Raw genomic sequence first — 279 nt, 5'->3', positions numbered from 1 at the left:
GTTAGATATGCTGTATTGTTGATCCCTTTATTTTGATTGTCTTGCAAACTTGTAAGTTTATGTTTTTTATTATCTTCCTGTTTCTTTCCATGTTGAACTCTGACAAAAGTATTTTCTTTGATTTCTTCTTTTCTTATCTCTGGGACTTGCTTGTTTTGTACTTTTTTATGTTCCAGGTTTTTGCTTATATCCAGACTACTTACATCCACATTGCATTCCAAGTGAGGTACCTATATAATTTATAGGATTATTAAACTAGAAGAAAGTTTTAACTTATCA

General features: G+C 29.7%; 1 protein-coding gene. It reads right to left on the bottom strand.

Translation table 11 applies throughout. The annotated features are described in order from the left end of the window. A partial coding sequence (locus P2081_RS20740) for a hypothetical protein (RefSeq protein WP_278924677.1) occupies positions 1-209 on the bottom strand: 209 nt, incomplete at its 3' end. Between the last annotated feature and the right edge of the window lie 70 nt (positions 210-279).

This window comes from Pseudophaeobacter profundi (genome assembly GCF_029697505.1).
GTDB classification, from domain to species: domain Bacteria; phylum Pseudomonadota; class Alphaproteobacteria; order Rhodobacterales; family Rhodobacteraceae; genus Pseudophaeobacter; species Pseudophaeobacter profundi.
This window is presented reverse-complemented; position numbering and strand designations above follow the sequence as displayed.